At 60.2% G+C, this 24,856-nt stretch carries 21 protein-coding genes; 16 read left to right on the forward strand and 5 right to left on the reverse strand.

Going from position 1 to position 24,856, the window contains the following annotated elements; genetic code table 11:
• The first annotated feature begins 27 nt into the window (after positions 1-27).
• From E0502_RS09845 to E0502_RS15460, 5 genes are all read left to right on the forward strand, one after another.
• Positions 28-921, forward strand: coding sequence for a glutathione S-transferase family protein (locus E0502_RS09845; protein WP_161593758.1), 894 nt, complete (start codon positions 28-30; stop codon positions 919-921).
• Positions 921-1,358: a hypothetical protein gene (locus tag E0502_RS09850; protein WP_137677842.1), complete on the forward strand. Its 438-nt coding sequence runs from the start codon at positions 921-923 to the stop codon at positions 1,356-1,358. The genes E0502_RS09845 and E0502_RS09850 overlap by 1 nt, the downstream gene beginning before the upstream one ends.
• A gap of 65 nt (positions 1,359-1,423) precedes the next feature.
• Positions 1,424-2,548, forward strand: coding sequence for a fumarylacetoacetate hydrolase family protein (locus E0502_RS09855; RefSeq protein ID WP_240049008.1), 1,125 nt, complete (start codon positions 1,424-1,426; stop codon positions 2,546-2,548).
• Between the two features lie 49 nt (positions 2,549-2,597).
• A complete protein-coding gene (locus tag E0502_RS09860; protein ID WP_137677844.1) occupies positions 2,598-2,822 on the forward strand; it encodes a DUF1427 family protein in 225 nt (74 codons plus the stop codon).
• Positions 2,819-2,983 (forward strand): XapX domain-containing protein, encoded by a 165-nt coding sequence (locus E0502_RS15460; RefSeq protein WP_137677845.1) that lies wholly within the window; start codon positions 2,819-2,821, stop codon positions 2,981-2,983. Before E0502_RS09860 ends, E0502_RS15460 begins: the two co-directional genes overlap by 4 nt.
• Before the next feature lie 139 nt (positions 2,984-3,122).
• Here the strand turns inward: E0502_RS15460 and putP are convergent, their stop codons facing one another.
• On the reverse strand, positions 3,123-4,586 hold the full coding sequence (gene putP / locus E0502_RS09870) for a sodium/proline symporter PutP (RefSeq protein ID WP_137677846.1): 1,464 nt from the start codon (positions 4,584-4,586) through the stop codon (positions 3,123-3,125).
• A gap of 87 nt (positions 4,587-4,673) precedes the next feature.
• A complete protein-coding gene (locus tag E0502_RS09875) occupies positions 4,674-8,018 on the reverse strand; it encodes a CHAT domain-containing protein (RefSeq protein ID WP_137677847.1) in 3,345 nt (1,114 codons plus the stop codon).
• A gap of 235 nt (positions 8,019-8,253) precedes the next feature.
• On the opposite strand from E0502_RS09875, the gene E0502_RS09880 reads away from it, so the two are divergent.
• Together E0502_RS09880 and E0502_RS09885 are read left to right on the forward strand one after the other, a co-directional pair.
• Positions 8,254-8,796, forward strand: coding sequence for a PAS domain-containing protein (locus E0502_RS09880; protein WP_137677848.1), 543 nt, complete (start codon positions 8,254-8,256; stop codon positions 8,794-8,796).
• A 15-nt stretch (positions 8,797-8,811) separates the two neighbouring features.
• Complete coding sequence (locus tag E0502_RS09885) at positions 8,812-12,216, forward strand: CheR family methyltransferase (protein WP_137677849.1); 3,405 nt, start codon at positions 8,812-8,814, stop codon at positions 12,214-12,216.
• Between the two features lie 13 nt (positions 12,217-12,229).
• On the opposite strand, the gene E0502_RS09890 is transcribed toward E0502_RS09885, so the two are convergent.
• Positions 12,230-12,574 carry a response regulator gene (locus tag E0502_RS09890; RefSeq protein WP_161593759.1) on the reverse strand — a complete coding sequence of 115 codons (345 nt, stop codon included), beginning with the start codon at positions 12,572-12,574 and terminating at the stop codon, positions 12,230-12,232.
• A gap of 148 nt (positions 12,575-12,722) precedes the next feature.
• Here E0502_RS09890 and budC point away from each other — a divergent pair, with 148 nt between their 5' ends.
• Positions 12,723-13,499 carry a meso-2,3-butanediol dehydrogenase gene (budC, locus tag E0502_RS09895; protein WP_137677851.1) on the forward strand — a complete coding sequence of 259 codons (777 nt, stop codon included), beginning with the start codon at positions 12,723-12,725 and terminating at the stop codon, positions 13,497-13,499.
• A 39-nt stretch (positions 13,500-13,538) separates the two neighbouring features.
• Here the strand turns inward: budC and E0502_RS09900 are convergent, their stop codons facing one another.
• On the reverse strand, positions 13,539-14,687 hold the full coding sequence (locus E0502_RS09900) for a DUF4424 family protein (RefSeq protein ID WP_240049010.1): 1,149 nt from the start codon (positions 14,685-14,687) through the stop codon (positions 13,539-13,541).
• A gap of 66 nt (positions 14,688-14,753) precedes the next feature.
• Between E0502_RS09900 and E0502_RS09905 the strand changes: the two genes are divergently transcribed.
• Positions 14,754-15,737: an inorganic phosphate transporter gene (locus E0502_RS09905; RefSeq protein ID WP_204517953.1), complete on the forward strand. Its 984-nt coding sequence runs from the start codon at positions 14,754-14,756 to the stop codon at positions 15,735-15,737.
• Between the two features lie 134 nt (positions 15,738-15,871).
• Positions 15,872-16,600, forward strand: coding sequence for an extensin family protein (locus E0502_RS09910; RefSeq protein WP_137677853.1), 729 nt, complete (start codon positions 15,872-15,874; stop codon positions 16,598-16,600).
• Positions 16,601-16,638: 38 nt separating this feature from the next.
• Here the strand turns inward: E0502_RS09910 and typA are convergent, their stop codons facing one another.
• Positions 16,639-18,462 carry a translational GTPase TypA gene (gene typA, locus E0502_RS09915; protein WP_137677854.1) on the reverse strand — a complete coding sequence of 608 codons (1,824 nt, stop codon included), beginning with the start codon at positions 18,460-18,462 and terminating at the stop codon, positions 16,639-16,641.
• A gap of 190 nt (positions 18,463-18,652) precedes the next feature.
• Between typA and E0502_RS09920 the strand changes: the two genes are divergently transcribed.
• From E0502_RS09920 to E0502_RS09945, 6 genes are all read left to right on the forward strand, one after another.
• The gene (locus E0502_RS09920) at positions 18,653-19,294 is read left to right on the forward strand and encodes a hypothetical protein (RefSeq protein WP_137677855.1); all 642 of its coding nucleotides are present in this window, start codon (positions 18,653-18,655) and stop codon (positions 19,292-19,294) included.
• Complete coding sequence (locus tag E0502_RS09925; protein ID WP_137677856.1) at positions 19,291-20,502, forward strand: hypothetical protein; 1,212 nt, start codon at positions 19,291-19,293, stop codon at positions 20,500-20,502. Before E0502_RS09920 ends, E0502_RS09925 begins: the two co-directional genes overlap by 4 nt.
• 177 nt (positions 20,503-20,679) lie before the next feature.
• A complete protein-coding gene (locus E0502_RS09930) occupies positions 20,680-23,256 on the forward strand; it encodes a TonB-dependent receptor (RefSeq protein ID WP_137677857.1) in 2,577 nt (858 codons plus the stop codon).
• Between the two features lie 117 nt (positions 23,257-23,373).
• The gene (locus E0502_RS09935; protein WP_137677858.1) at positions 23,374-23,832 is read left to right on the forward strand and encodes an RDD family protein; all 459 of its coding nucleotides are present in this window, start codon (positions 23,374-23,376) and stop codon (positions 23,830-23,832) included.
• A gap of 133 nt (positions 23,833-23,965) precedes the next feature.
• Positions 23,966-24,400, forward strand: coding sequence for a DUF805 domain-containing protein (locus E0502_RS09940; RefSeq protein WP_137677859.1), 435 nt, complete (start codon positions 23,966-23,968; stop codon positions 24,398-24,400).
• Between the two features lie 51 nt (positions 24,401-24,451).
• Positions 24,452-24,856, forward strand: coding sequence for a DUF805 domain-containing protein (locus E0502_RS09945; RefSeq protein WP_161593760.1), 405 nt, complete (start codon positions 24,452-24,454; stop codon positions 24,854-24,856).

A 24,856-nucleotide genomic window follows, 5' to 3' on the forward strand; every position in this document is an offset into this window, starting at 1 on the left:
TCGCGGACCCGAAACGGAGAACGGAACATGTTGCTTGATCCGGCACAGCTGCAGACAAAGGATGTGCTCGGGTGGGAGGGCCTTCACCTGCTCAACTTTTCCCAGAGCAGTTGCTCGCAGAAGGTGCGTATCCTGCTGCGGGAGAAGGAACTCCCCTATCGGTCGCGTGAAATCGATCTCAAGAAGCTTGAGCACACGACGCCATGGTATCTTGGCATCAACCCGCGCGGCGTTGTGCCGGTGCTGATCGACGATGGCGTTGTCCACATCGAGAGCAACGACATCCTCACATATCTCGAAGATCGTTATCCAAGCGAAGCAAGCTGGATTCCATCAGAGAAGCGCGAAAGGCAGGCCGCGTTCGAACTGCTGGAGCTCGAAAGCGCATTGCATGACCATTTGCGCGCGATCACCATGGGTTTTCTTGCACCGCGCAAGATGATGGAGAAGAGCGAGGCCGAGCTTGAAGCCTATCTCGCCAATGGGCCGGACGATCCCAATCGTAAGCGTCAAGTTGAATGGTGGCGCGAATTTGCCCTCAATGGAGTGAGCAATACGCAGGTGCGCAAGGCTGTCCTCGCGTTTAGCGACGCATTCTCGCGGCTTGAGCAGCGCCTGGCCGGCAGCCAATGGCTGGTGACTGACCATCCAACGGTTGTCGACATCGCCTGGTTCATCAACATTCATCGCGCCGCGCTGGCGGGCTATCCATTGGAGCGACACCCTGCAGTCAGGGAATACTATCGCCGGATGCTCGACCGTCCTGCATTTCGGACCGAAATCAATAAGGGGCCGCTCCCGCTTAGAATCCTATCGCCGATCTACCGCTTCTTCCGACGAGTGAGCGGCAATTCGCTTGCAACCTGGAAAGAATGGCCAATGGCCGATGACTTGGATGCCCCAAAAGAGGAGATCGTCTGATGCCATCCAGATTGCGCGCAATCCAAATCCTTCTGACAATCACCGCGCTTGAGTTCTTCGGCCCGGCTATAAGGGACATCAGTCACTCGCACCTTCTCAATGCCAGCTGGGTCGGTCACGCACGACTGCACCTGGTCTGGTTGCTGGGTTTCATGGTCTTTTCGGGACTGGCGAACCTCTATTTCATCTGGCGGTCGGCTGAAAATAAGCGCCGTGACCTCGGAATTTCTGCAATCTGGCAAGCCTGCAACCTCGCCGGATTCTGGGTCGCGACGATAGCCGTGGATTCCTACGGTGGCGCGATCGTCGATCCAGAGCACCATGTCGCGATTCTGGGAATGGACGAGAATGTCTTCGTCTTCTTCATCCTGACGGTGGTTTACCTGATTGCGCTTGTGCTGCTTGCGAAAATGCCCGGTGATGGGAAGCGCTCATGAACGTTTTTGGAAAATGGTCGGTAGCACTAGTAGCCCTTTCATCTGCTGGCATATTCGCGGCTTGGGTGACCTCGCCCGATCCACGCTACAATCCGGCGAGCTTCGAGGAGGAGCCGCTCGAACTGGGGCTGGCCCCGCTCGATCAAGCGATCACGCTTGCCCGGTTCGCGGGTGATGATGGCAGAGTGCGCACGATGGTCGTCACCAGCTGGGACGACGAGACCGCGAAGGGCATTGATCTTGAACAGATAGGAGCACCCGTAACGGACGATCCTTTCGAGGCACTTGGCGGAGCCGATCTGTCCGTGGTTCGCGCCGGCCAATTCGAAGGCTTGCCAATCTCAACCGTGGCCATGACCAATCTCCTCCCCTCGGGGCCGGGCGGCGAGCAGCATATCGGGACAGGCACGAACTTCCCCGAGCATGCCGAAGAGGCCAACAGCACTTCGGTCTTCCAGTTTCCGAAATTCGGTCCGGCTACCCCTGCACGCACAACGGTTCGCGCCAATCCCGGTATCCTGCTCGACTATGAGGTCGAGCTATGCGTGCGCTTCGACCGAGAGCTTACCTCACCTGCGGATTTCGACCAGGCCGCGAAGGGCTTCTTCCTCTGCGGTGACTTCACTAACCGCAATGCGCTGATCGAACTCGCCGACCCCGACAACCTGGATTCGGGACACGGTTTCAGCGACGCGAAGAGCGGCCCTGATTTCTTCCCGACCGGTCCGTTTCTGGTCATCCCCAAAGACTGGAAGGCTTTCATCTCGAATGTCCGCATGACCACCTCGGTCAACGGATCACCCCGCCAGGATGCACGCGGTAGCGAGATGACGCTCGACTTCGGGTCGCTGGTCGAGAATTCCTTCGGCGATATGAAGGAACCGCGCTTTTTGTTTCGCGACGGTTACGTCAAACTGATGGCCGAAGCTTCGATCCCGACCTCCGCCACGTTGATGTCTGGAACCTCGGAAGGGACAATTTTTACTCCTCCCACCCGCGGCGACGTGATCGAGGCGATCATAGCCTATCTCGGACAGGGCGGACCGCTCGCAGACGAGGATTTTATGGATGTCGCGCGCCGGACATTCATCGCCAACGAACTTGCGGGCAAGCACTTTCTTCAGCCGGGAGACGTCGTAAGGCACGGCTCCAATCACCTCGGGGATATCGTAGTGGGGGTCGCGGAATGATGCGCAACCAGCATTTCGCGCGTCACTATCCAGGGGAAAATTTCTGCATATGAAGATCGCGCTTTCATTTGTGCTCGCCCTGGCAATTGGCGCGGCCACGCGGATGATCGGCATACCACTGCCAGCACCGCCCGCCCTTGTTGGTGCATTGCTAGTACTGGCGATGACGCTCGGACATCTGGTCGCAGAAAAGCAGATCGCCCGGCGCACGGGAAATGACGTTGGCGATGAGGGTTTGGCAGATGATCCAACAAATGGGGGACACGGAAGGTGACGACTGCAGTCGGCTTACTTCTCGCTTTTGTCATTGGATATGGATGCAGGTGGTTTGGTCTCCCCCTCCCAGCGCCGCCCAAATTGCTCGGCGCACTACTCGTGATCACGATGACTGTGGGGTTTCTTGCGGCAGAATTTACTGTTGCGATTTCAGGTTGATTTCTCCGAGCCATTTAGGCGCGGAGCATGTCTGCTTCCGGGTGCCTCGGAAATGGCCTCCAATGACCGAGATTGGGGCGCAAAGGCGACATTCGCGTTGAAAGGAGACCTCTCTAAAGCTCCCTCAATACCTCGCCGCCTAGGCCGCCACCTTCTTCTCAGTCACCCGGCTCACCAGCACAATCGCCGCCCAGGCAGCGATGAACCCCGGGATGATCTCGTAAACGCCCGGGCCACCCATGAACTCTGCATTCCACCCCAGCGCGATCCACGCCATCACCGTGCCTGCGCCGACCACCAGCCCCGACAGCGCGCCTGCGCCGGTCATGCGGTTCCAGGTCAGTGACAGGATGATCAGCGGGCCGAATGCTGCGCCGAAACCGGCCCATGCGTTGGACACAAGGCCGAGGACCTGGCTGTCCGGATCGGACGCGATGGCAATTGCCGCCAGTGCGACCAGCAGCACGCAGACGCGGCCGACATTGACCGCCTCACGCTCGCTGGCCTGCTTGCGCAGGAACAGGCGGTAGAAATCCTCTGTCAGGCTGGATGATGCGACCAGCAGCTGCGAGCTGATCGTGCTCATGATCGCGGCGAGCAGGGCGGCCAGCAGGAAGCCGGTGATGAGCGGGTGGAACAGCAGATCGGCCAGCACGATGAAGATCGTCTCCGGGTCCTCCACCACAATGCCCTCACGCTCGGCATAGGCGCGACCGGCAATCCCCACGCCCAGCGCGCCGAGCAGGGCGACGCCCATCCAGGTCATGCCGATGTTGCGCGCGGTCTTGACCGCTTCCACGCTGCGCACCGCCATAAAGCGCACGATGATGTGCGGCTGGCCGAAATAGCCCAGTCCCCAGGTGACCGCGCTGAGGAAGCCGATCACCGTCAGCCCTTGCGTCATGCTGAGATAGCCGTCCTGCGAGATGGCCGCGATACTCTCCCCCGATGCGCCGCCGGGGCCGAACATCACCACCAGCGGCATCAGCACCAGCGCCACCACCATGATGCAGCCCTGCACGAAATCGGTCAGGCTGACGGCGAGGAACCCGCCGACCATGGTGTAGGCCAGCACCACGCCTGCGGTGATCCACAGGCCCGCGGTGTAGGGATCGCCCCAGCCGTCAACCAGCGCGGCGAAACTGGTCTCGAACAGCTTGCCTCCGCCGACCAGGCCGGCGGCGGTGTAGACGCTGAAGAAGACCACGATGACGATGGCGGACACGACCCGCAGCGCGACCGCCTTGTCCGGGAAACGGTTGGCGAAAAATTCGGGAATGGTCAGCGCATTGCCGAGTTCGAAGGTCTGCTGGCGCAGGCGCGGGGCGACGACGATCCAGTTGACCAGCGCGCCGATGAACAGGCCGATGCCGATCCATGCCTCGACCAGACCGGCGGCGAACAGCGCCCCCGGCAACCCGAGCAGCAGCCAGCCCGACATGTCGGATGCCCCGGCGCTGAGCGCAGCCACGGCCGGGTGCAGATTGCGCCCGCCGAGCAGATAGCCCTCGCTGTCTTCGGTCGATTTGCGCCAGGCGTAGAACCCGATGGCGAGCATCAGGATGAAGTAGGCGGCGAGTGAAATCAGGGTTCCGGTCTGCATGGCGCAAGCGGGTAACAGGGCGCGTGCGATATGGCCACCGCGCGCAGCAAATTCGGCAGGAGCGCGCAGCGGGGTGTGCGGCTACGCTCAGTCCATCCCGATGACGACCATCGGCGCCCACGCGCTGGGATGCGCCCAGCCGGGGTTGGCCGGATCGCGGCGGATCTCGCGCATGGCCTGTTGCAGCGCCTGCCCGCGCGATAGCCCCTCGTCCTGTCGCGCCAGTTCGATCGTGCGCACGGAAATCAGCTCCGCCACATCGTCGAGCACGGGCCAGTGCGAGGCGAGCAGAGTGTCTGCTCCGGCATAGAAAAACGCTTCGGGCAGGCCGCCGAACGAGGCGTAGGAGCCGGTCTCCCCGCCGGTGGTCGCGGTGTTGCAGGCAGACAGGATTACCCAGTCGGCATTGAGGTTCATCCCGGCGATTTCGGTCGCGCGAAGGAGCGCGTCATTCTGGCGGCTTGCGGGATTCTCCACCGGAGTGAATACGAGCGCGGCTTCGAGCAGCCCCGCCATTTCGCCCGGCAGCAGGCCGTGGGTCGCGAAATGCAGCACATCGACCTGCGACAGGTCGGCATTGTGCACCGCCTGCTCGGTGGCAAAATCACCCAGCACGATGCTGTCCTCTCCCGCACCGAGGCTTTGGCGCATGGCCTCCAGTTCGCGCGCGGTGCCTGGCAGTTCGGCCATTTCAGCAACCGAACGGACCGGGCCGCCTGATCGCGTGATGCGGGCAAGATCGAAACTGCGTTTGTCCATCGTCGGCAAGGTCTTGCTGACCGGCTCGCCCGACAGGGTCGGATCGCCGAAGCCCGCGAAGCTGGGCGTGGCCGAAGTCGAACGCCCCTCTCGCCGCGCCCGTTGGCGCAGGATGGACAGGGTCTGGACCGAGGGCAGCTGGATCAGCGCATAGGGCTCATCGGCAACCCACGGTGCATCGCGCAGGTCGGACGGCTGCCAGTCGCTACTCTGGTGCGGTTTGGCGAGCAGCACATGCAGCGGCAGCGACGCAATCGCACCGTCGGCAACCACGAATACGTTCTTCCTGCTGCGCAACCGCTCCTCGAAGGGGGCGAGGATCTCGCGGTAAAGATCGTGCGCCAGTGCAGTGGGGAAGGGCAGGCTGGTCGCATCGGGCGTTTCGTCGGTCCAGCGGAACACGACCTCCTGCGGCGCACCGACATCGGCCCCCATGCTCCAGCGCAGGCGCTGCACCGCACGCTGCACTTCATCCGCCGACCATTCGCCGCGATGAAAACGAACCCCCTCGGCATCCGCGTATGCGACCAGCGTGCCGTTCTGGCTGGGCAAAATATGCAGGACGGCTTCGTCAGCCTGCAAAGTTGCTGCCGTGTCCTCGAGCGACATGGGGCGAACTTCGATCAGGTCGAAATAGGCAGGGAATTCCGCCTCGAGGTCTGCACGGATCTGCTTTTCGCGGGCCCGCTGCTCGTCGTAATCCATCAGGGAACTACGCGGGAAGAACAGGCCCGGCTGGACCTCTTCGACATTGTTGAGCCGGTCGAAATAGCGCTGATACTGTTTGGCAAGCTCCGCCGCGCGCGGGCTAATCGTCTCGGCCTGCCGGTTCGCCTCGCTGATCGCAATATTGCGCGCCGTTTCGTTGGCCATGACGATCTGCATGACCTGATACACCCAGTCGGCATGTGGCAGCGGATCAGGATCATCGCTTTGCGGGAAAGCGACGTGGAGCATGCCGGAATAGAGCGGCTTGGCCTTTTCGCTGATGTACTGCGCCGCTTCGGTTTCCTTGACGACGAAAGCCTCAATCACCTTCGAGCGAGCGAGGCTGCGAAGGTCTTCGTCGCGGCCGCCATGCAATGCGATCTGCAGCCAGAAAGCATTTGCTTCGCGCTCGGCCATTTCGGGCGATTCACACCCTGCGATACCAGGCTGTGACGATAGTTTTTGTAGGTCACCGAATTGATAAAACCACGCGGCAGCTTCGCAATTTCTCGAATAGTTCGGGCTGCCACTCAGATAGTTTTCGTAATATTTCAGGGCGGTCTCGCTGTCGCCGTCGGCAAATCGGGTCAGCGCCAGCTTTTTCCACATTACGTCGACTTCATAATCGCTGAAATCGCCAAGCCATTCCCTTTTGAACCCAGCGAGTAGCACCTGTTCAATTCTTTCTTCGCTGTGTCTGCGTTCCTCTGCCTGAAGGCGTGCTTCGTGAAATCTGAAGTCTGGATAAAGCGATTTGAAATTCGAAACCGCCGCACGACGGCTCCTCTCCTGTAGCGGCCCATTTACGATTGAACGGTCTGCGCCGCCCGGAATCTTGTCGAGCTGGCGCAGGAATGCCTCGGGTGGACTTGCTCTTCCTTGGACGGACTTCAATATGCGCGCTTCGGCCTTCTCGGTATCGCCGGTCGCCAGATGAAGGTCGGACCAGGCCAGCAGGTACTGATCGGAAATCTGCCTTTGATCACATGGCTGGTTCGGTGCGGAATATTGCTGGCAAGCCTGTTCCAGTCTTTTCCTGCCAGCGTCCAGATCTCCGCGCGCGATTTCAGCAGAGGCTGCCAGAACAAAAATCTCGGCCCGCTGGGTAGAAGACAACTGGTCGACTTCATCAAGCAACGGTTTCAATTCCGCGAGTGCCTGTTTGCCCTTTCCGTCTGCGGTCAAGGCTGTGGCGCGGACCCGCCGAGTCTCGCGCAGAAGAAGTTCGTTATCAACATCTCGTTTTTTGAGACGGCGCACCGCATCGGCTGCACGATCGGCATCGAGCAAAGCGTTGGCAAGAAACAGGTCGACGCTCGCTTTTTCGCTTTCGCTGTTGCCGGCGTAGGTCGGTTTCGCAAGTTGCTCCAGGATCTTTACGCGCTGGCCATGCAGGCCCGCGAATTTCATTTCGTTCTGTAGCTTGGAGAGCGTTCCCATGATCTCGGGTTGCGACTTGATTGTGGCGTCATCTGGCAAAGGCACGTTGCTGAGCAACGTCCTGACTTCCTCCGGATTGTTGTCGAGATACAGCATCTCGGCATAGGCGGGAAAGCGCCGGAGACATCCGAGCTGGAATGTCGTCCTGCTACAGTTTGCAAGGGAGAGCTTCAACAATTCGCGATAGGCTATTTGGACGCTCACGTCGCTCTCGGCAGCTGGCGACCCCCCGATCAAGAATGCGAAAATGTCGCTGCTGAGCAGAACCTCCGGATCCTCTGCTGCACGAACAAGCTCGACCAATTGGTAAATTCGTCCTGCCCCGGTCGTGTGCGCGAAATTGAACTCGCCGTAATTGTTCTCGCTGCCGGTGGTGAGAAGGATCCGCTCGAAGTCGGCCAAGCGATCTTCATCGGTTGCCCCGTACCATTCGCTGGCGTTCTCCGGGTTGGCACTTGCGCGCTGCGGAGCGGTCGAGATTGCCAATGCGAATACCGATGCGGCCAGAAAAACGGTTCTATGCAAATTGTCCCCCTCATGCCGAGCCGAGCCTTGGCGGCGTTCTCGTGCGGTGGCGGCCTAACAGAGACAATACGCACCGGTCAAAGTAGCGCTTCCGGCCAAGCAGCCTTGCAGGGCGTTATTTGCCAGCACCCGCCGAAGGCTGCCCCCTCTCGGCGGATACTTAATAAATATTAGATTTGGCAGGGGGTTGCGAAGAAAACTTGCGCGAAGGTTAGTTTTGTTTAGCAGGGGCCCGATGGGATTCTTCGCTGACTCGACGGCGACGCCGGACGGGCTGTCGCAACTCTTCGCCAAGAGCGGCGTGTCGTTGACACTGGCGGATTATACGCGCGAGGATTGCCCGCTCGTCGCAGCCAATCAGGCGTTTTGCGATCTATCGGGATATGCTGCGCAGGAGTTCATCGGGCGCAATTGCCGGTTCCTGCAACCCGAAGGCGGGGCTGGGCCTGTGCGCAAGCGGATGCGCGACTTTATCGGCGATAGCACGGTCGCAGACGGCCGGTTCGTCATCCCGAACGAGAAGAAGGACGGGACGCCGTTTCTCAATCTGGTCTATATGTCGAAGCTGAAGTTTAAGGGCGAGGTTTCGTTGATCCTCGGTTCGCAGTTTCAGATCAAGGACGTCACCATGAGCTCCGCAGACCTGTACGACCGCGCATTGAGAGATGATCTGCGCAAGCTCAATCAATTGACCAACGAAAACAACTGGGGCGTCTTCGGCAGCTTCGAAGCACTCGCATCAAGTCACGCCATTCTGGCCCAGCTTCGGCTTGAGTGACGCAAGAGGGATCGCATGGCAGAGATTGATTTTCCAGTCGTCGGGATCGGCGCATCGGCAGGCGGGCTGGAGGCGCTGCGCTCTCTGTTCGGCGGCTACTCCGGTCTGACCGGGATGGCGTTTGTGGTCGTACAGCATTTGGACCCGACACATGAATCGCTAATGGCACAGCTGATCGAACGCTACACGGCGATGACGATCAGCCAAGCGACCGGCGGCGAGACGGTCGAGAAGGATCACATTTATGTGATCCCGCCCGGCCACGGGTTGGCGCTCGATGATGGTGTGCTGGAACTGACCGAATTTAAGGATCCACGCGGGATGCGCCGCCCGATTGACGATTTTTTCGAGAGCCTGGCCGAAGACCGGCGCGGCAAGGCCGCTTGTGTAATCTTGTCCGGCACCGGCGGAGACGGCAGCCGCGGCTTGCGGGTTATCAAGGAGCATGGCGGACTGTGCATCGCACAAGACCCGGAGACCGCAGCCTATAATGGCATGCCGGAATCGGCGATTGGCACCGGGCTGGTCGATATCGTCAGCAAGCCTGCAACGATCATCGACGAACTGCGCAACTTCTTTGCTCGCGGCACCAATGCCAATGAATTCGAGGAAGAAGCGCACGAAGTTACTGATCATATCGATGACTTGTGCGTGGTTTTGCAGGATGCGGTCGGACACGATTTCTCGCAGTACAAGCGCACCACGCTCACTAGGCGGATTGCGCGCCGGATGCAGGTTCTCGGCATCGAGTCCGCGAAGGAATATCTCAAGCGCATACGCGAAGACAGCGATGAATGCGTTGCGCTATTCCGCGACCTGCTGATCAATGTGACACGTTTTTTCCGCGATCCGAACCAGTTCGCGGCACTCAACCAGCAGGTGATCGAGCCGCTTGTCGCCAACGCGCGCAATTCGGAAGAACTGCGGGTCTGGGTGCCCGGCTGTTCCAGCGGTGAAGAGGCTTATTCGATCGCCATGATGTTTGCGGCTGCGGCGGACAAGCATGGCACGCGGCCCTACGTGCAGATCTTCGCGACCGATATCGACGACATGATGCTCGATATCGCGCGATCCGGTTCCTATCCGCTGTCTGCGCTGAGCGATATCCCGCAGCATCTGCGTGACGCCTATACGGTCGGCGGTGCCGACCGTTTTTCCGTTATTACCCGCATCCGCGACATGGTTCGCATCAGTTCGCACAATCTGGTGCGCGACCCGCCCTTTTCGAAGATTGATCTGGTGTCGTGCCGAAACCTGCTGATTTACTTCGACGAGGCGCTGCAAAAACGGATCATCCCGTTGTTCCATTTCGCCTTGAGCGACGAAGGCAAGCTGTTCCTCGGTTCATCCGAGACGGTGGGCCGGTATGACGATCTGTTCGACGTTGTCGATCAGCCGTCCCGGCTGTTCAAACGGCGCGATGTGAAAAGCAAATATTCGCTCCAGCTTGGCAGTCCCAAGAGAACGAGAAGGCCGCGCATCGCGCAACAGAACGGCTCCGATGCGCGTCCGCGCGCCAACGGAACGGAGATCGACGCGCTCCAGATTGTTGCCCAGCGCTATGCGCCAGTCAGCCTGCTGGTCGATCAGGAAGGTACATTGCTCGAACGTTGGGGATCGGCCGGGCGCTATCTCGATTTTCCCGAGCGGCTGGAACGCAATGTCCATGTTCCGTCTCTGGCCCGACCAGGCCTGCGAGAATTGATCAGCCCTTTGATCAGACAAGTGAAGGAAAGTCGCCGACGCGCCGGGGTGAAGGATGCGAAAATCAATACCGATTTTGGTATGCTGGAGGCGCGCGTGGTGTGCGAGCCGGTGAGCGACGGCACTTATCTTCTCGTCATCGAGGAAACGAGCTCGCTCATCCCGAAGGGAGACGATTTCGACGATTTCGATGTCGAGGACGGCCAGCAGAAGTTTCTCGAAGAGGAACTGCAGGCGACCCGCCACCGGCTGCGTTCGACCGTCGAGGAACTGGAGACGACCAACGAGGAGCTGAAATCATCGAACGAAGAAATGATGTCGATGAACGAGGAGCTTCAGTCCACCAACGAAGAGCTGACAACGGTCAACGACGAGCTGAAGAACAAACTCGATCAGCTGGTGATCGCGAATTCGGATCTGAAAAACTTCTTCGACAGCACGCAGCTTGGCGTGCTGGTTGTCGACAGCAGTTTGAAACTGCGCAGCTTCACGCGGGCTGCGGCAAAGATATTCCCGCTCAAAGATGAGCATGAGGGCGCGGACCTGGCTTCGCTTCCGACTTTACTCGACAGCAACGAGTATCTCGCGCTGGCGCAGAAAGCGGCTGCCGGGGGCGATACGCAGGAAACGCGCATCAATGCGAGCGAGCTGGGAACCGAGTATTTCGTGCGGGCGATCCCTTACCGCAGACTCGACGGGGAACTCGACGGGGCAACTCTGGTGATCACCGATGTGACTCAGGCTTTGCTGATGGAGCGCGATCTGCGCGAAGAGCGCGAGCGGCTGCGCCTGGCGCTTGAAGTGGCAAAGATCGGCGTGTGGGAATACGAGCCGGAGACCGACATCACCGTGCTCGATGCGACCGAGCGGGAACTGCTCAATATTCCCGAGGGCGAGGGCGACACGATGGAGCCGATAATCGCGTCTCTGCCGCCCGAAGACCAGGCCAGAGTGAACAAGTCTCTCCGCCAGGCGATGGAAGGGACACGCAATTTCGACGAGCACTTCCGTTTGCCGCTCGAAGATGGCTCCTATCGCTTTCTGCACGGCATGGGGCGCGCAATCGAAAGCCAGGGCAAGAAGAAATTCATCGGCGTGACGATCGATGTGAGCGCGGAACGGGCGCTGCTCGATCAGCGTGAACTTATGATCCGCGAAATGAACCACCGGGTGAAGAACCTGTTCTCGGTGATCAGCGCAATGGTCTCGATCGCCAGCAGAGAGGCCGGGACGATAGAGATGTTCGCCGACGATTTGCGCGGCCGTATTTTCGCATTGGGCCGGTCGCATTCCCTGACCACCAAGACCGACCACGGCGGTTCCGGTGCGGTCACCTTGCAGGAATTGGTCGAGACTGTGGTCCAGCCGAGCAAGTCGGAACAGAAGCTGCTCATCTCAGGTCCTGAGACGGGCATCGCCAACAGCCAGATTACCTCTCTAGCGCTGATCCTGCACGAATGGGCGACCAATGCGACGAAATACGGTGCCCTGTCAGAGCCAACGGGCGAGCTGGCGGTCGATTGGACTGTTGCGGGGGATCAGGTGGAGCTGTCCTGGCGCGAGAAATCCACCGGCGAGAACGGCAATGCAGAAAACAGCACCGGCTTCGGAACGCGTCTGGTCGCCGCAGCGGCAAGGCAGCTTGGCGGCGTGGTCGAAGCCGAGGCTGCTGACGGGCGCTATGAAACCCGCATGAAGTTCACACTCGACAGGTAAACCCCCGCCGCAATTACAAAATGGACTGCAGCGCGCGGGCCAATTCGTCTGTCGATGCGGGTTTGTCGACCAGTGCAGCACCGGCAAACTCCGTGCGCAGTTCCTTATGCCCGCTGTCCGCACTGACGAACACGAACGGGCAGCCGCATTCCTGCAGGGCCCTTGCGAGTGGCCACACCGGTGTTCCGCCAACATCTATATCGAGCAATGCAGCATCCGGCGTCTCTTTTTCGAGACATGACAATGCTGTTTCTATGTCGGTGCAATCGCAGAACACCTCGTAACCAAGGTCCTCTACCGTCATCGTCAGATCGAGCAGCACAAGCGCTTCGTCGTCGACAATCATGATCTTTTGCATTTTCATAGGTGGTGCAGCAAGAAACGTAGAGTTCGCAATCAGGTTCCGGTCTGAAACTAAAAAATGTTATAGAGTTTGGGTTCTTCTCGCTCTCCCTCCCGTAAGCTAGGGTGGACATATCTTCGTAAGAACAAGAAAGGCCGCCTGCATGACCCGTCCAGATCGCTTCACCGGCAAGACTGTAATCGTAACCGGCTCGTCGATGGGTATCGGCGAAGCGATTGCGCGGCGGTTCCACGGCGAGGGGGCCAATGTGGTGCTCAACTCGCGCAAGGCCGAGGATTGCGAGAAAGTTGCGGCCTCGCTTGGGAATGACCGCGTGCTGGTGGTGCCGGGCGATGTTTCGTCATCGGCATTTGCCAGTGAAATCGTCGAGCAGACGGTCGCGGCATTCGGCGGGATCGACGTGCTCGTCAACAATGCCGGGGTCGGGCGCACCGGGCGTCTGGCCGATGCCGACGATGCGCTGATCGACATGATCATCGACATCAACCTCAAGGGCGTTCTCTATCTCACGCGCGAAGCCTTGCCGCATCTGCTCAAGACCGGGGGCAATGTGATCAACATTTCCAGCGTCTCCGGCCTCGGCGCGGACTGGGGTCTCGGGGTCTACAATGCGTCCAAGGGCGGCGTGTGCAATCTCACCCGCGCAATGGCGCTCGAATTCGGCAGCCAGGGCGTGCGCGCCAATGCGGTGTGCCCGTCGATGACCCGATCCGACATGACCACCGGTGTGACGGAAAGCGAGCAGGCGATGAAGATGCTGGCGAACCGGATGCCGCTGGGCCGCGCGGCGGAGCCGGACGAGATCGCCGGACCAGTGCTGTTCCTCGCCAGCGACGATGCGGTGTTTGTCAACGGCGTGAACCTGCCGGTCGATGGCGGTGTTACCGCGTCGAGCGGGCAGCCCAACTTCTTCGGCTAGGCTTTTCCCAATGGCGCGGGTCGCCTGGCGGGGGCGGCCTTAGTCCTCGATATCGTAAAAGCTGACGAGTAAAATATCGAGATCGCGTTCCGGTTCGAAGTTCTGCTTCACCACTTCGAATTGCGTCGGGCTGATTTTCCTCACCCCGTCCATGCAGAAGCTGACCAGATTGCCCGGCTCGCCCTTGTCCACCACCAGCCGGAATTCCTTGATCGGGCCGAGCCAGTTGGCGCCGCTCTTCAGTACGTAGCCGAGCCATGTTTCTCCGTAATAGGTGACTTTGCCTTCGGGGCTGGCGCGTAACTTGCGGTCGACCCCGGCGAGGAAACTGTCGTCGGTGCACCATTTGTCGCGGTAGTCCTGAATGCCTTCGGGATAGGATTCGCGGTTTGACGGATAGAGCATCCCGCCCACACTGCCACCAACCAGCGGGGTGTAGCGGTGGCTGACGCTGACAGTGGATTTGGCCGGGAAGACCTGCTTGCGCACGACACTCCGCCGGACCTGCCATGCGGGCTGAACTCGCAAAATGCCGTAATCATCGTGGCCTTTGAGCAGGCCCAAGCCCTCAAGCCGCTTTTTCTCTGTATCGGGCAGGTCCGACAGGCTCTCTTCGAAGTCGTAGTCGCGGAACCAGTAGAGCGGCCAGCCCTCTGCAGCGATGAGATCGGTCACATCGCGCGTGCCCAAAATTGCCCGATCGGCAATCTCATAATCGACCTTTTCGCCATTCACCGTGGTGGTGAATTCGAGCTCGTCCCAATCAGGATAAGAGTAATACTCGCTGTAGGATTCCGCATCGGGCTGCGCGGGCAGGGGAAATGCGATCAGAACTTCACGGTCTTCGGGCGCGTGGTTGGTATAGGTGTAATCGACCCGCACTTCATCGGCTGAAATGAACAGGTCTTCCCGGTCCATCGAGATCGCTGCGTTGCTCTTTAACACCAGACCGCCGAGCGCCCATTCGGCCTCGCTGTCATTGGCCCGGGCCGGGGCCGAACTCGCAACTGCGAAGAGCGCGATGGCGGAGAAGGCGGCGGCGAGTTTCATCAAGGGCAGACTATCCAGCTGCTCGTTCCGCGCAAGCGCCATGTTTGCGGCAGGTTGCGGGCGGCCGTGATTGCGCGCCAGCGGGTAATCTGTAACCAGCGCGCGGCTTGCCGCGAACAGAGAAACGAGTCGACGCACTTTACAAGCTGGCGGACCACGGTCACAGGCCTTGCAACAGGGGACAATTCCATCATTATCATCGCCTTGCTGGCATTCGCCGCGCTTTTTCTTGCCTTCAGCAATGGCGCAAACGACAATTTCAAAGGCTTCGCGACGGTCTGGGGCTCCGCGTCGCTCGGCTATCGGCGGGCATTGCTGCTTGCGACGCTGGCAACCGTCCTCGGGGGGATTGCCTCGGTGGTGATTGCCGACGGACTCGTCGCGCAATTCTCCGGCAAGGGACTGGTGGGTGACGAGCTCGCCAACACGCCGGGCTTTGCCCTGTCGGTGGCCGGTGGGGCGGCGATCACGGTTATTCTCGCCACCCGCAGCGGCTTCCCGATCTCGACCACCCATGCGCTGGTCGGCGGGCTGGTCGGGGCCGGACTGGCGCAGAGTTCGGATGGCGTCGACCTCGGCAATCTCGGCCAGGGGTTCGTCCTGCCGCTGCTGACCAGCCCGTTCATTTCGGCCGCGCTCGCGTTTCTGGCCTATTTCGTTCTGCGGCAGGTGCGCGGGCGGCGAAAGGTGGAAACCGAGCATGCCGAAGCGGAAGCGGGCGAACATGGGAAGGACCACAAGACGCCGGTACTCGACACCGTGCATTACCTTTCCGCAGCCACAATCTGCTTCGCGCGCGGGGTCAACGACACACCCAAGATCGCGGCCCTGCTGATCGGAACCCGGCTGGTTTCGCCGGATATCTCCGCGCTGGCCGTTGCGCTGGCGATGGCGGTGGGCGGCTGGCTGCTGTCGCGCCGGGTGGCGGAAACGATGAGCCTCAAACTCAACCAGCTCGATCCGACGCAAGGCGTATCGGCCAATCTTGTGACTGCCGCATTGGTGCTGTTCGCCAGCCGGTGGGGATTTCCTGTTTCGACCACCCATGTGTCGGTTGGCTCGATCATCGGAACCGGTGCCGGTGCCCGTACGCTCGACCTGTCGGTCGTTCGCAATGTGCTGTTGAGCTGGGTTGCCACCCTGCCGATCGCTGCGGGTCTGGCCTTCACCCTGGGCATGATTGCCTGAACGACCGGTAAAAGTCCGTCAACCATACCTATTGCCTGACCGGATTCGCCTATAGTCGGCAATCCGTGTAATATAACCTGTCCTAAATCCGGTGCGATTCGTAGCACGCCAGTTGTTTTCTTGGGGAGGAAGAGATGACGGATATTCGAATTGATGATCTTGCGGGAAAGCCGCTGCTCTATGACCGCTCGGCACCTGGCCACTACGGCACCGGCGGCGTTCCCACACGGCCCTTTATCAATCAAACCTTCGCCAGCGAATGCGAAGACTGCTTTGTCGAACTGTGCCGGCGGCTCAAGGACGATGCCGGGCTGGAAGTCGACAAGATACTGACCGGCGGTGTCAGCCGGGCGGGCAGCGGATCGAGCCTGCATCACCAGAACCGCGCCTTCGACCTCGACGGGTTCCTGTTTGCCGATGGCACCAATTGGGTTGCAGACACGTTTCCGCAGCGGCCGCAGCTTTACCTCGGGATCGAAGCGGTCTTGCGCAAGCACTTCGGCACGGTGCTGAGTTACGATTACAACCGCGCGCACCAGGACCATTTCCATTTCGACAATGGCACGGCGGTCAAATTCAAATCAGCGGCGAAGAGCCACGTCATCTTCCTCCAGAACGCGATTGCGCTGGTCTATCAGATGCCGATCGGGCGCGACGGTGTCTGGGGCCCGCAGACCGACCGGGAGGTCAAGGCGCTGCGGGACCGTTTCGGGATCGGGGCCTTGTCCAGTGTCAGCAACTGGACGGCACTGCTCGACCAGATCGCGAAAGACGCGATGGAGCAGGAACGCGGCACTGTCGGCGATCCGGAAGATTTCGAGCCCGAAACCTGCCCGTGCTGCGGACAGCTTCTGCCCTCATAACTCCTGCCCACATTAGGGACGACTCCGTCCGTCCTGGCTTACGCAGCTTCGTTTTTGCGTTTCGCCTTCTTGCGCTCGTGCGGGTCGAGCAGGGCTTTGCGCAGGCGGATGCTTTCCGGCGTCACTTCGACCATCTCGTCGTCTTCGATATAGGCGATTGCCTGTTCCAGCGTCATGACGCGCGGCGGGGTCAGCTTGATTGCGTCATCCTTGCCGGTGGAGCGGAAGTTGGTCAGCTGCTTGGACTTGAGCGGATTGACTTCGAGATCTTCCGGCTTGGCGTTCTCGCCGATGATGATGCCTTCATAGATCTTCGCACCGCCGCTGACGAACAGCTCGCCGCGGTCTTCTAGCGCGAACAGCGCATAGGATGTTGCTTCGCCGCTGGCGTTGGAAATCAGGACGCCGTTCTGGCGGCCGCCGACGAGACCCTTGTAGGGGCCGTATTTCTCGAACAGGCGGTTCATGATCCCGGTGCCGCGCGTGTCGGACAGGAATTCGCCGTGATAGCCGATCAGCCCGCGTGACGGCGCGCTGAAGGTGATGCGGGTCTTGCCGATGCCCGACGGGCGCATTTCAGTCAGCTCGGCCTTACGCTTCTGCATCTTCTCGACGACTGTACCGGAATGTTCGTCATCCACGTCGATCACGACGGTTTCGTATGGCTCCATGCGCTTGCCGTCTTCCTCGCGGAACAGGACGCGCGGACGGCTGATGCCGAGCTCGAAGCCTTCGCGGCGCATGGTTTCGATCAGCACGCCCAGCTGCAATTCGCCGCGCCCGGCCACTTCGAAGCTGTCTTTGTCGGCGGCTTCGGTGATGCGGATGGCGACGTTGGTTTCCGCTTCGCGGAGCAGGCGGTCGCGGATCAGCCGGCTGGTGACCTTGCTGCCTTCACGTCCGGCGAGCGGGCTGTCGTTAACCGAAAAGCGCATGGCCAGTGTGGGCGGATCAATCGGCTGCGCTGCGATCGGTGTCTTGACCGAAGGGTCGGCCAGCGTGTTGGCGACTGTTGCCTTTTCCAGACCGGCCAGAGCGATGATGTCACCCGCCTGAGCGCTTTCGACCGGAACGCGTTCCAGCCCGTCGAAGCTCATCAGCTTGGTGGCGCGGCCGGTTTCGACGACCTTGCCATCCATGTCGATCGCGTGGATCGGATCGTTGACTCTGATCGTGCCGGACTGGACGCGGCCGGTCAGCACGCGGCCCATGAACGGGTCGCGGTCGAGCAGGGTCGCCAGGAAGCTGAACGGGCCCGAGGTTTCCAGGCCCGGCGCGGGCACATGCTGGACAATACGCTGGAACAGCGGCTCAAGCGAACCTTCGCGCACGCTGTCTTCTTCGCCGGCATACCCCTCACGCCCTGAAGCGTAGAGGACGGGAAAATCGAGCTGATCGTCGTCGGCGTCGAGTGAAACGAACAGGTCGAACACTTCGTCGAGCACTTCCTGAGCGCGGCTGTCCGACCGGTCGATCTTGTTGACGACCACGATCGGGCGCAGGCCGAGCGCGAGTGCCTTGCCCGTGACGAACTTGGTCTGCGGCATCGCGCCTTCGGCACTGTCGACCAGCAGGATGACCCCGTCTACCATCGACAGGATACGCTCAACCTCGGCGCCGAAATCGGCGTGGCCGGGCGTGTCGACGATGTTGATCCGCGTGTCGTTCCATTCGACGCTGGTGCACTTGGCGAGAATCGTGATCCCGCGCTCTTTTTCCAGATCGTTCGAATCCATTGCGCGTTCTTCGACACGCTGGTTCTCACGGAAGGTGCCGGACTGGCGGAAAAGCTGGTCGACCAGCGTGGTTTTGCCATGATCGACGTGGGCGATGATCGCCACGTTGCGCAGGTTTGCGGACATCGGATGTATGCTTTCGGTTTGGCAGCGCGCAATTGTGCAGCGCAATATTCGTGCGCGCCCCTAGCCGAGCGAGGCGCCGGGGGCAAGGGGCAGACGTGCACGGCCAATCGCTCGGAAGAAGACTTTTGCCCTGCGCAAGTATTTCAGGTAATATCCTTCGCCGACGTAGTATTCCCCAGGGGGAGAGAGATTGGCCGACCAGAACTCGCCAGGGCCGGATCTGAATAACGAGACACCGCGTCCAGCTTCGCAGTCTCGACCGGCAGTATCGTCCAATCCGGTTTTCAAGAGCCAGATGGGCGCCGTGTCTTTTGCAGTCCTGGGGATTGCCGTGTTCGCGCTCGCCGCGCTGTTCGTCATGGCTTTCCTCAATCTGTTCGGCCCGCCATCCGGCGAAATGCCGGATTTCGAGAACCTGGTCGCCCAGAAAACCGAACTTTATTGGCCGTGGGATGCTTTTGTGTGGCTTGTTGCCAGCGGCGGGCTGCTGTCGAAAATAATCGCCTTGGCCACTGCAATCCTGTCGGTCGGGATCGGAGTGATTGCGAAAGACACGACCAGCAAATGGCTCGCCCAAGCGGTGATCTGGCTCTGTCTGTCCGGCACCGTTCTGGCAATCTTGATGATGTGGCAGTTATCCGGAGAGCCCGATTTCGGGATGCTGCGCAGCCCGTCGAACATGGACGATGCCGCTTTCAAGGCCAATCTTTACGGGATGCTTGGCTTGATCGCGGGTTGGTTTTTGGTGTTCCTCGGTCGCCAGGTCGGCGTGGGCGATACGATGGGCCTGATGAAGGAATTGTGGAAACGCTGGACCGGAGGTGATGCATGAGCAGTGCATGCATAAAGCTGCTTGCGGTTGTGTTCGGCGGACTGGGGGTGATTGGCTTAAGTTCGACCGCGCTGGCCCAGGCGGAATTTGCCGCGCAGGTTGGCTGGGACGAGGGCGGAAAGCCCAGCGATGTCGAATTCAAGAGCGGCAGCATCAACACGCGCCCGTTCAAGGAAAAGCCCAATCATTACCTTGGTGAACGGCGTTTCGACTCAGTGCACGCGCAAGAGGATTTTGTCGTGCGGTGGCCCGGTCTGGCGCTGACCCTTCGCGGAAGGGCGCAGGTCGCGGAGGCCGGTAGCGAGCCGGAATTCTTTCGGGTCGCCAAACCCGATACGGGCATGTTGTGCAACGATGACCCGGTCGCTGCGCTTTTCCGCCAGGCACGGCGCAGCGATACCGAATCCCGGCTGGAAGTGATGCTGCAAATCATCGTCCTGCTTGAGCGGAGAAGCACCGGTTGCAATGACACCAACAGGCGTAACCTCGTCAATTTGCTGTTCAAACTGAATTATGATCTGGCAAAGGAGTCGCGGTTTTTCGACTTCTCGCCCGACGTCCTGAGGATCTTCCGCGCCGAGTACGGCGACACACGCGCAGTAAACCAGCGGATCGATGCCTATCAGGCTCAGGTCGATGGCCTCGCCATGAAAGCCGCCGAGGATGCATCGATCCGCGCGTTGGAACGCGGCGATTTCGACCGGTTCGATCGGATCAACGGCAAGCTGCAGGACGCGGCGGAGGAAGAGCGATACCTCGGCGCATTCAGGGCGCAGAAGATTTCGATGGTCAATCTGCGCCATCGGGAAATACAGGCGCTTTACACACAGTTCGAACAACGACCACGGCAGCTCGGCACGAGCGGAGCCCCGAGCATTGATGAGCGGGAGGCTGCTGCGATCTCGTATCGCGCGGCGGAGCGATTGGCCGATCTCGGACGCGATGATGCGTATTCGTCCGCGTTTGCCAATGCCGCATTGCCCCGTTCCACAGCTCGGCAATTGCCGGCCACAGCGAGGCGGTCGCTAGACCTGGTCCAGGTCGCGCCCGACGCAATCACGCTTGAACGCGAAACGATCGAAGATCGCGAGAGCACGATCGAGGCATCTGAAGGCGTTGCAGAAACGATCGGGTCTGAGATGGAGGGGGCTGCGCTGGAAGCCTTGAGTGACGGCATGGGAATGCCGGAAGCGGGACCGCAAGGTTGAGGCGCGCGTCGCGCGTAATACAGCCCACTGTGCCCGCACTGCAACACTCGGCCTAAACCCCCGAAACGCAGTGCAAATGCCTTGAGCAATGCCTCGTGCAATCGTATGCGCGCGGGCAAGCGTCCGGGTTCTTCTCCCCGTTTTGCACTGGGCGCACAGAGAGAGGATCGAAATTCCATGAAGACTGTTTTTTCCCGTAAGTCCGGTTCGCCCCGCTATGCCTTGCTTGCAGGCGTTGCGGCCCTTGGTCTCGCGCTGCCTGGCGTCGCCGCAGCGCAGGACATGGACGACGAAGCCGAGGCCGAAGAGCCGGCGTTCGATGACGACATCATCATCGTTACCGCGACCAAGCGCGAACAGACTTTGCAGGAAACCCCGATTTCGGTCTCCGTGACCTCGGGTGAAACGCTCGAGCAGGCACAGATCCGTGACGTGCTCGACCTGCAGACGGTCGCGCCTTCGCTGCGCGTCAGCCAGCTGCAGAACTCCTCTTCCTCGACATTCATCATCCGCGGCTTCGGTAACGGCGACAACAACTTCGGCATCGAGCCGTCGGTCGGCGTGTTTATCGACGGCGTGTTCCGCTCGCGTTCGGCATCGTCGCTCAACGACCTCGCCAACGTCCAGCGCATCGAAGTGCTCAACGGCCCGCAATCGACCCTGTTCGGCAAGAACGCGTCTGCCGGTGTGATCTCGGTCATCACCCGCAAGCCGCAGTTCGACTTCGGCGGCTCGATCGAAGCGAGCTACGGCAATTACAACAACATCCAGGTCAAGGGTGACGTCACCGGTCCGATCACCGATGCAATCGCATTCTCGATCGACGGCAGCTACAACAAGCGCGACGGTTACGGCACCATCGTCAACCTCGGTTCGGACGTGAATGATCGCAATCGCTGGACCGCTCGAGGCCAGTTGCTGATCGAACCGACCTCGAACCTCAGCATTCGCGCGATGGCCGATTATTCGAAGATCGACGAAAGCTGCTGCGTCGTCAGCACGCTGGTCGCCGGTCCGACCGCGCCGGCTGTGTTCGGTGTCGGCGGTGCGCTCAGCACCGATTTCTTCAGCTATGACATTTTCCTCAACCAGCAGCCGCTGAATGTAGTCGACAACTATGGTGGCTCGATCCAGGCCGATCTGGAGCTGGGAGCGATCTCGGTAACCTCGATTACCGCCTATCGTGAGCTGCAGAACTTCGTCGATCAGGATGTCGATTTCACCAGCGCGGATATCGTCAGCGAAGTGCGTGACCAGCGGGTGGATACCTTCACGCAGGAACTGCGCATCGCATCGGACTTCGACGGCCCGATCAACTTCCTGCTCGGCGGCTTCTTCTTCGACGAGAGCGTGACGCAGGACAGCACGCTGACAACCGGCACTGCCGGTCGCAACTTCTTTACCCTGCTGGGCCGCGGCGCCACGGGAGATCCGACGTTCACTTTCAATGCTGTCGAAGCTGGTCTCGGCCTGCCGCAGAACAGCATTTTCTCAGCCGGACCGCTGACCAGTGAAACTTATTCGATGGACAACCAGTCGTGGTCCGTCTTCGGCACGGTTGACTTCGAGCCGTTTGACGGCCTCGTGCTTACCGCCGGCTTCAATTACACCGACGACAAGAAGGACTTCGCTCTGAGCGGGGTCGCCTTCGACGAACTGGCAAATGTCAATCTGGTCGATGCCTTCATCTTCGGCGCGACAGGTGGAACGGTGAGCACTCCGGCACAATTCGCCGCGCTTCCGGCACCGAACCAGGCCGCGTTGCGAGCAGCGGCGCTGAACCCCCAGATCAACCCGCTGCTGGGTCTGGCGGCATTCCAGTTCCAGCCGCCTTTCCTGACCATTCCCAACGCGGTTGAAGATGGCCAGACGCGTGATGACGACTTCAGCTACACGCTGCGCGCAGCCTATCAGGTCAATGACAATATCAACGCCTATTTCAGCTACGCCACCGGCTTCAAAGCCAGCTCGGTCAACCTGTCGCGTGACAGCCGCCCGGCGTTCGGTGATTTCATCCCCGGACCCGGCCGTTCGCTGATCCTTTCGCCTTCTTCGCCGATCCGCGATGCCGGTCTTGCGGTGGCGAACCTGACCACCGGTTCGCGCTTTGCCGGTCCGGAAGATGCGGAAGTCTACGAACTCGGCCTGAAGGGTGAATGGGATGGTCTCAACGTCAATCTGGCGCTGTTCGACCAGACGCTGAAGGGTTTCCAGAGCTTCCTGTTCACCGGCACGGGCTTCCAGCTCAACAACGCTGGCGAGCAGTCGGTGAAGGGTTTCGAACTCGATACCCGCATCCAGCCGACCGATGGTCTCGTGCTCACTTTCGCGCTGACCTATCTCGATCCGCTGTTCGTCAGCTTTACGGAAAGCCCGGTGGGCGACCTGTCAGGCCAGCGCCCGGCCGGTATCCCGGAAATCGCGATTGCGACCTCGGCGACCTACACGCATGATTTCGGATCGAGCGGCAACCGCCTGATCACCCGCGTGGATTACAGCCATGAAAGCAACACCGATATCAACAACGGTCTGCCGACCTTCGGCCCGAACAACTTCCGCCGCGAAGTGAATTTGGTCAATGCGTCGATGACCTTCGCGCTCGACAACGGGCTCGAAATTGGTGCCTATGCCCGCAATCTGCTGAACGATCAGTACATTCTGACAGTGTTCGACGGCGTGGCACAGGCCGGTACCGTATCGGGCTACCCCAGCGCACCGCGCACCTACGGCGGTGTCGTTCGCTTCAAGTTCTGATTTGCATCACAGCGACATAGAGGGGGCTCTCCACACCGGAGGGCCCCCTTTTTCTTGCGCCGCGCCAAACGTTGGTTATTGTTTGCCCCGACCTGAAGAGGGGTACAGGAGGACTCGATGGAAAATTATGCCGGATTCTGGCTGCGAGTAGTGGCCTATATTATCGACGCGATCATCATGACTGTCGTTCAATTCGCTCTCGCAGCGATATTGGGTGTGAACCTGATGGACCCGGAAGCATCCGCTGGCGGCGGCAGCAGCATACTGCTCAACGTGGTAAGCATCGTTATCGCGGTTGCCTATTTTGCCGGGCTGGAAAGCTCTTCCTGGCAGGCGACAGTGGGTAAAAAGGCTCTCGGCCTCGTGGTGACAGATATCGACGGAAACCGGATCGGTATCGGACGTGCGATCGGCCGGTATTTCGGCAAGATCCTTTCGGCGCTGATCCTGTTGATCGGCTTCATCATGGTGGCCTTTACCGAACGCAAGCAGGGCCTGCACGATATGCTGGCCGGCACGCTGGTGGTGAAGGGCCAGCCCGGCATGACCGGAACTGATCCGAACGTCTTCAGCTAAGCCGTGAATGCCTGCGGCTGGTTTGCAGTCGAACGCAGAATGAAGGGGCTTCCGGAAACGGGGGCCCCTTTTTCTTGCGCTCAACCATTTGTGGTGCTGTAGTTCCATTGACAGAATTTTGGAGGATCGCTCAATGGATTGGATGATTTTGCCGTACAAGCGCTATGCGGATTTCGAAGGGCGTTCGCAGCGTATGGAATACTGGATGTTCACGCTCTTTTACCTGATCGTTGCCGCGATCCTTGCGGCAATCATGATCGCTGGCATCCCGGCGCAGGAAAGCATCGGCCAGTATGATGGCGGCGGACAGGCTGAGCCCGGCGTGCTTTTCTGGATCGGGCTCGGATTGCTGGCCATATTTGTGCTCGGTTCGATCATTCCGTCGATCGCGGTCGGCGTGCGCCGCTTGCACGATCAGGACAAGACCGGATGGCTCTATCTGATTTCCTTCGTTCCTTACGTCGGCGGACTGATATTTCTCGTCCTGATGTGTCTGGACGGAACGCACGGTCCGAACAGCTATGGCGAAGATCCGAAAGATCCGGGTGCCCAGTCGGTGTTCGAATAACAGCAACCGATGCAGCCAGCCTTACCCGAAAACGGCAGTGTCATCTCGTGGATGGTGCTGCCCCTCAGGCGCTACGCCGAGTTTACCGGGCGGTCGGGGCGCCGGGAGTTCTGGTGGTACAGCCTGTTTCTTGCCTTGGCCTACACCGCGATCCTCTTGCTCGGAGCGGGGCTCGCCACCGCATTCGAAAGCGGCCGAGCGGCCGGGATCACCGCACTTGCATCGTTTGCACTGTTCCTGGGCACATTCATCCCCGGATTGGCGCTGACGGTCCGCCGGTTCCACGATCTCGGCGTCTCGGGCCATATGACCTGGCTGGTCTACGGCGGAATGATATTTTTCAGCATACTTGCCTGGTTTGCCTATCTCGTCGTGATGGCGCTGCCCGGCAAGCCGGTGTTCAATAGCTATGGCCCGCCGGTTTACGGCGAGGATCTGGCTGGCGTGTTCACTTAG

It is taken from the genome of Parerythrobacter lutipelagi (assembly GCF_005434975.1).
Taxonomy (GTDB): Bacteria; Pseudomonadota; Alphaproteobacteria; order Sphingomonadales; family Sphingomonadaceae; genus Parerythrobacter_A; species Parerythrobacter_A lutipelagi.